The sequence below is a fragment of the Streptomyces sp. SID14436 genome (genome assembly GCF_010548465.1).
GTDB lineage: Bacteria > Actinomycetota > Actinomycetes > Streptomycetales > Streptomycetaceae > Streptomyces.
In genome coordinates, this window is record NZ_JAAGMD010000823.1 from 1 (window position 1) to 7,138 (window position 7,138).

The following is a 7,138-nucleotide window of genomic DNA, read 5'->3' on the forward strand; positions in this document are numbered from 1 at the left end:
GTCCAGCGGTCGTGCCCGGCCGGCGGCGTGCGGTGCTCGGGGAAGCGGGTGGCCGTGGCCGCCGCCAGCAGGCACACCAGGACGCTGGCCGCGCCGACGGCGAGGTGGCCGCCCCAGGTCAGGACGGGGCCGGCCAGCAGCATCGACGCCATCACGGCGATCAGGCCGGCCGCACGCGCCCGCCCCATGACACGGGCGTAGCGGCCGGCGGCGCCGAGCCGGTCGAGTTCGTCGTGGACCAGCGCCTCCATGGCACCGGAGGCGAGGGCTCCGCCGATGCCCCACAGCACGAAGCCGGCCGCGAAGGAGCCGTAGGAGGGCAGCAGGATCCACAGGGCGAAGCCGGCGGCGGTGAACAGCGGGCCGAGGCACAGCAGCAGCCGGCGGGACACGGCGTCGGCCCAGGCGCCGGACGGGATCTCCAGCACGATGTTGGTGATCGACCAGAGGGCGAACAGGGAGGAGATCTCCCCGACCGAGAGGCCGGTGTCGCTGAACAGCAGCGCGTACACCGGGTAGAGCAGGACGCATTCCTCGAGGAACGCGTAGCCGTACAGCGTGCTGGTCAGCCGGCGGACGGGGTCGCGGGGCGCACGCGTGGACGTGAGGGGCATGAGGCCTTCCCGTAAGGGCGGTTCGGACACCGGACGTGGGACGTACGGCGCCCGGGGCGGCCCTCGGGAGGCACGGCGGGGGAATCAATGTCGCCAGGTCATGCCACCGATGGTAGTCCGCCGGACCGGGATCCGTCCCGGCACCGGCGGAGCCGTTGCCCGGCCTTCCAGGCCGTGTCTTTCGGATCACCCCGGGGCCGCGGGGCTCACCGGCAACTGTCAAGGCGCCGTCGATCCGAGTCGGAGTGATCCGGAAGACACGGCCCTAGGTCGGCGACCCGGAGGAGAAGCGGCGCAGCAGCGGCGACAGCACCAGCACGGACTTCGTCCGCTCGACGAAGGGCTCCCCGGCGATGCGTTCCAGCACCCGTTCGAAGTGCCGCATGTCGGAGGCGAAGACCTGCGCGACCGCGTCCGCCTCCCCGGTGACGGTGGAGGCGGACACGACCTCCTGGTAGCGCTCCAGACCGCGCTGGATGGTCTCCGGGGAGGTGTTGCCGCGGCAGTAGATCTCGACGAACCCCTCGGTCTCCCAGCCGAGCGCGGCCGGGTCGACCCGGACGGTGAATCCGGTGATGGCCCCGGTGGCGCGGAGCCGGTCCACGCGCCGTTTCACGGCGGGGGCGGAGAGGCCGACGGCCTGGCCGATGTCCGCGTAGGACCGGCGGGCGTCCTCGGCGAGGGCGTGCACGATGCGTTCGTCGAGATCGTTCAGCACTGCGGGTGGTTCACTTTGCTTCCGTGGTGTCCGATGCGGCGAGCCGGGAGCGGCGGTAGCCGTACCCGAAGTAGAACACGAGTCCCACGGCCATCCAGACACCGAAGACGGCCCAGGTGACGGTGGACAGGCTGCCCATCATCCACAGGCAGAAGCCGAGGCCGACGGCGGGCAGCAGCGGCGACAGCGGCACGCGGAAGGTGCGGGGCATGTCGGGGCGGCTCCGGCGCAGCACCACGACGGCCACGTTGACCAGGGCGAACGCGAACAGGGTGCCGATGCTGGTGGCGTCGGCGAGCTGGCCGAGGGGGATGGCGGCGGCGAGCACGCCGCAGAAGAGGGACACGATCAGGGTGTTGTGGCGGGGCGTGCCGGTCTTGGGGCTGACCCGGCCGAACACCTTGGGCACCAGCCCGTCGCGGGACATGGCGAACAGGATGCGGGTCTGGCCGTAGAGCACGGTGAGGACGACGCTGGCGATGGCGATGACCGCGCAGAACGCCAGCAGGGTGCCCCAGAAGGACTGGCCGGTGACCTCGGTCATGATCTGGGCGAGGTCGGCCTCCGACTCGGTGAACCGCTGCCAGGGCTTGGCGCCCACGGCGACGGCGGCGACCAGCACGTAGAGCGCGGTGATGATGGCGAGCGACAGCAGGATCGCGCGGGGCAGGTCGCGCTGGGCGTTCTTGGCCTCCTCGCCCGCGGTGGAGGCGGCGTCGAAGCCGATGTACGAGAAGAACAGGGTCGCCCCGGCGGCGCTGACTCCGGCCATGCCGAGCGGCATGAAGTTGTCGTAGTTGCCGGAGCGGAAGCCCTGGACGCCGATGGCGCAGAACAGCACCAGGGCACCGATCTTCACCACGACCATGATCGTGTTGGCCCGGGCGGACTCGCGGGCGCCGCCCATGAGGAACGCCATGGCGAGCAGGACGACGATCAGCGCGGGCAGGTTGAAAACGCCTCCGTCACCGGGCGGCGCGGACAGCGCGGCGGGGATGGTGACGCCGATGGTGCCGTCGAGGAGTTCGTTGAGGTACTCGCCCCAGCCGACGGCGACGGCGGCGACCGAGACGCCGTACTCCAGCATCAGGCACCAGCCGCAGACCCAGGCGACGAGTTCGCCCATCGTTGCGTACGCGTACGAGTAGGAGGAGCCGGAGACGGGGATGGTGCCGGCCAGTTCCGCGTAGGACAGGGCGGAGAACAGGGCGGTCAGTCCGGCTATCACGAAGGAGAGGGTGACCGCCGGGCCGGCCTTGGGCACGGCCTCGCCGAGCACCACGAAGATGCCGGTGCCGAGGGTGGCACCGATGCTGATCATGGTGAGCTGCCACAGCCCGAGGGAGCGGCGCAGCGACCCGCCCTCGCCGTGGCCGCCCTCCGCGACCAGGCGTTCCACGGGCTTGCGACGCATCAGGCGCGCACCGGCGCCCTGGGCGGGCGGGGTGGGGGGAGGCGGGTTGAGCGGGGGTGCGCCTTGGTCGAGCACGCGCTGACTCCTTCGTCACTGCCGGTCCTGCGCGAGGGGGACCGGCGGACTCCCGCGACAGCCGGGACCCGTCGGGCGGGTCCCCGCCGCACCACGTACAGCGCGTAACCCTACGAGTTCGCGCGTTGCCTTCGAAATGCAGCAACCTTGCGCGTCTCCGCAAGATCATTGCGTTCGCGGGGACCGGGTGGCTGTTCGTTGCGCACGCCGCTTCCCGCCGGCGCGGCGGGGCACGCCGACGGGCTCCGCCGGCCCCGGGTCGGGCCGGCGGAGCCGGGCGGGAGAGCGGTACGGATCAGATCCAGCTGGCGTGCAGCGGCTTGCCCTCGGCGTATCCGGCGGCGCTCTGGACGCCGACGATGGCCTTCTCGGCGAACTCCTCCAGCGACCCGGCGCCGGCGTAGGTGCAGGAGGAGCGGACGCCCGCGATGATCGAGTCGATCAGGTCCTCGACGCCGGGGCGGTCCGGGTCCAGGAACATGCGGGAGGTGGAGATCCCCTCCTCGAACAGCGCCTTGCGGGCGCGGTCGTAGGACGACTCCTCCGAGGTGCGGTTGCGCACGGCACGCGCGGAGGCCATGCCGAAGGACTCCTTGTAGGGGCGTCCGTTCGCGTCGTGCTGGAGGTCGCCGGGGGACTCGTAGGTCCCGGCGAACCAGGAGCCCACCATCACGTTGGACGCACCGGCGGCGAGGGCCATGGCGACGTCGCGCGGGTGGCGGATGCCGCCGTCGGCCCACACGTGCTTGCCGTGCCTGCGCGCCTCGGCGGCGCACTCCAGCACGGCGGAGAACTGCGGCCGGCCGACGCCGGTCATCATGCGGGTGGTGCACATGGCGCCGGGGCCGACACCGACCTTGACGATGTCCGCGCCCGCCTCGATCAGGTCGCGCACACCGGCCGCGGCGACGACGTTGCCCGCGGCGACCGGCACCTGCGGGTCGAGGTCGCGCACCAGCTTCAGCGCGTTGATCATCGACTCCTGGTGGCCGTGCGCGGTGTCGATGACGAGGGTGTCCACGCCCGCGCCCAGCAGCTGCTGGGCCTTCCCGGCGACGTCGCCGTTGATGCCGACGGCGGCGGCGATCCGCAGCCGCCCCCGGGCGTCGGTGGCCGGCGTGTACAGCGTGGCGCGCAGGGCGCCCTTGCGGGTCAGGATGCCCGCCAGGCGGCCGCTGGAGTCGACGGCCGGGGCGTAGCGCCGGTTGGCGCCGTCGAGGGTGTTGAAGGCCTCACGCGGGTCCATGGCGGCGTCGATGAGCAGCAGGTCCTGGGACATGACCTCGGCGAGCTGGGTGAAGCGGTCCACGCCGGACAGGTCGTTGTCGGTGACCACGCCGACCGGCCGCCCGTCGTCGTCGACCACGACGCCCGCGTTGTGCGCCCGCTTGGGCAGCAGGGCCAGGGCGTCGGCCACGGTCTGGTGCGGGGCGAGCACGATCGGGGTGTCGAGCACCAGGTGACGGCTCTTGACCCAGGCCACGACCTCGGTGACGACCTCGATCGGGATGTCCTGCGGGATGACCACGAGTCCGCCGCGGCGGGCCACGGTCTCGGCCATGCGGCGTCCGGCGATGGCGGTCATGTTGGCGACGACGAGCGGGATGGTGGTGCCAGTGCCGTCCGGGGAGCTGAGGTCCACGCCCTGACGCGAGCCGACCGCGGAGCGGCTCGGCACCATGAACACGTCGTCGTACGTCAGGTCGTACGGGGGCTGGATGTCGTTGAGGAAACGCACGTGCTGCACATCCCAGTCGATCAGAAGTGGCCCCCGGACAGGTCAGCCAGGGGGAAAGAGCACGTACTTCATTCTCTCACGACGGACGGCCGGTCCCCCGCGGTCACATCGTCCAGCCCTGGCCCGCACCCCATTGGAGGAACCTCCGAACAGCGCCGGGCGGGCCGCCGGGACGCACCCCGCCGCGGCGGGTCCGGCACGGACCCGCCGCACGGGCGACGGGGCGTCAGATGCCGTCGGGGTCCGACCGGTTGAGGGCGGGCTTCGGCGCCGGACCGGCGGCCAGCAGGTAGTCGGCGGCCGAGGTGTCGGTCACCAGGCTGGTGACGAGCCCGGACCGCAGCACCGCGTCGATCGCGGGGCCCTTGCGCTGCCCGCCCGCGATGGCGACCACCTCGGGGATGCGGCGGAGCTGGTCGGCCTTGACGGTGATGCACCGCTCCCCCAGGTCGCGCCCGATGCGGCGGCCGTCGGAGTCGAAGAGGTGCGCGGACATCTCGGCGGCGACCCCGAGGGAGGCGTAGTGCGCCCGCTCCTCGTCGCTGAGCATGTCGTGGACCGTCGAGATGCCCGGCTCCCAGGAGCCGATGGACACGCACGCCACGGTGACCTTGTCGAAGTACTCGAAGGCCCGCGCGATGCCGGTCTGGTGCCGCAGCGCCTGCGCGGTGGCCGCGTCGGGGAGCAGCATCGGCGCGTAGATGGGGTGGGCGTCGCCGCCCGACACCTGCGCGGCGCGCCGGACCGCCTCCACCGAGCCGCGCTCGGCGGTCCCGGCGTCGTACACCCCGGTGAGCTGCACCACCGTGCACGGCGGCAGCTTGTCGAGGGCCGCCGCCATGTGGATGGTGGACCGGCCCCAGGCCAGCCCCAGCACATCCCCCTCGTCGACCAGTTCGCCGAGCAGGTCGGCGGCCACTTCTCCCAGATTCTCGGGGTCGGGGGTCTCCTCGGCCTCGGCCGGGGACTCGACCACCACGGCGTGCCTCAGGCCGTAGCGGGCGCGGAGCGCGTCGGAGCGCTCCGCGTCCAGCTCGGCCGGCACACGGATCTCGATGCGCACGAGATCCCGTTCGAGGGCGGTCTCCAGTACCCGGGCCACCTTGAAGCGGCTGACGCCGAACTCCTCCGCGATCTGGATCTTGGACTTTCCCTCGAGGTAGAAGCGGCGGGCCATGGCCGCCGCCTGCACCAGCTCAGCGGGTCCCATCCGCATGGCTGACCGGCCCGCCGACATACCCGACACGGCGATCTCCTCACTGCTGTTCACACTCTGGATTCGCCGTTCATCCTTGCAGATCCGGCGCTGTCGATGGGTGCTGCTGGCTGCCGTTCACGTCCCGGACGCTCAGTGGTCGCACGCCCAGGACGCCTTGCCCGTGGCGGCCTCCGCCTGGTCGCGCAGGGCACGGACCGCCTCGGCCGGGTCCTCGGCCCCGTACACGGCGGATCCCGCGACGAAGACGTCGGCGCCCGCGTCCGCGCACTGCTCGATGGTGGCCGCCGACACCCCGCCGTCGACCTGCAGCCACAGCTCGAGGCCGTGCTTGCGGATCAGCTCACGGGTGCGGCGGATCTTCGGCAGCATGATGTCGAGGAATGCCTGCCCACCGAAGCCCGGCTCAACCGTCATGATCAGCAGCATGTCCAGCTCGGGCAGCAGGTCCTCGTACGGCTCGACCGGCGTCGCGGGCTTGAGCGCCATGGAGGCGCGGGCGCCCTTGGCTCGGATCTCGCGGGCGAGCCGGACGGGCGCGGCGGCGGCCTCGACGTGGAAGGTGACCGAGCCGGCGCCCGCCTCCACGTACTGGGGCGCCCACCGGTCGGGGGCCTCGATCATCAGGTGGCAGTCCAGCGGGGTGTCCGTCGCGCGGGCGAGCGACTCCACGACCGGCACGCCGAGCGTGAGGTTGGGGACGAAATGGTTGTCCATGACGTCGACGTGGAGCCAGTCGGCTCCCTCGACCGCCCTCGCCTCGTCCGCGAGGCGGGCGAAATCGGCGGACAGGATGCTGGGGTTGATCTGCGCGGCCATGCACCAAGCCTGCCATGCCCGGCCCGGCCTGCTCCCGCCGGTCCAGACCTTTGCCGGTTCCCGGCACCTTTCACCTACCGGCCGGGGCCCGCGCCGGGCGGGCGCGGGCGGGGCGGGGTCAGCCGGTCCGGCGGATCAGTGCCAGGTACATCGCGTCCGTGCCGTGCAGGTGCGGCCAGAGCTGCACATCGGGCCCCTCCCCCAGGCCGGGCAGGTCCGGCAGCAGCGGGCGGGCGTCGACGAGCTCGGTGTCCGGGAACTGTTTCAGCAGGTCACCGACGACGGCCCGGGTCTCGGCGAGGTGCGGCGAGCAGGTCGCGTAGCCGACCACTCCGCCGACCCGCACGGACTCCAGGGCGGTGCGCAGCAGCCCGCGCTGGAGGGGCGCGAAGCCGTCCAGGTCGGCGGGGCGGCGCCGCCAGCGTGCCTCCGGGCGGCGGCGCAGGGCCCCGAGCCCGGTGCACGGCACGTCGACCAGCACCCGGTCGAAACTGCCGGGCCGCCACGGCGGGCGGGTGCCGTCGGCGGCGATCACCTGGTACGG

General features: G+C 72.5%; 6 protein-coding genes and 1 pseudogene. All 7 read right to left on the minus strand.

Annotation, left to right across the window (positions count from 1 at the left end; translation table 11 throughout):
* Positions 1–614 (minus strand): MFS transporter (locus tag G3I53_RS29995; RefSeq protein WP_164438967.1); only part of this gene is annotated, 614 nt, incomplete at its 3' end.
* Between the two features lie 265 nt (positions 615–879).
* Entirely contained in the window at positions 880–1,332 is a 453-nt protein-coding gene (locus tag G3I53_RS30000; RefSeq protein ID WP_164334251.1) for an Lrp/AsnC family transcriptional regulator, read from the minus strand.
* A gap of 10 nt (positions 1,333–1,342) precedes the next feature.
* The gene (locus tag G3I53_RS30005) at positions 1,343–2,821 is read right to left on the minus strand and encodes an amino acid permease (RefSeq protein ID WP_164334252.1); all 1,479 of its coding nucleotides are present in this window, start codon (positions 2,819–2,821) and stop codon (positions 1,343–1,345) included.
* 295 nt (positions 2,822–3,116) lie between these two features.
* Entirely contained in the window at positions 3,117–4,559 is a 1,443-nt protein-coding gene (locus G3I53_RS30010) for a GuaB1 family IMP dehydrogenase-related protein (RefSeq protein WP_164334255.1), read from the minus strand.
* Between the two features lie 226 nt (positions 4,560–4,785).
* On the minus strand, positions 4,786–5,829 hold the full coding sequence (locus G3I53_RS30015; protein ID WP_164334253.1) for a sugar-binding domain-containing protein: 1,044 nt from the start codon (positions 5,827–5,829) through the stop codon (positions 4,786–4,788).
* A gap of 78 nt (positions 5,830–5,907) precedes the next feature.
* Positions 5,908–6,594 (minus strand): ribulose-phosphate 3-epimerase, encoded by a 687-nt coding sequence (gene rpe, locus G3I53_RS30020; RefSeq protein ID WP_164334254.1) that lies wholly within the window; start codon positions 6,592–6,594, stop codon positions 5,908–5,910.
* Between the two features lie 118 nt (positions 6,595–6,712).
* Positions 6,713–7,138: pseudogene (locus G3I53_RS30025) on the minus strand (rRNA cytosine-C5-methyltransferase); the annotation flags it as partial.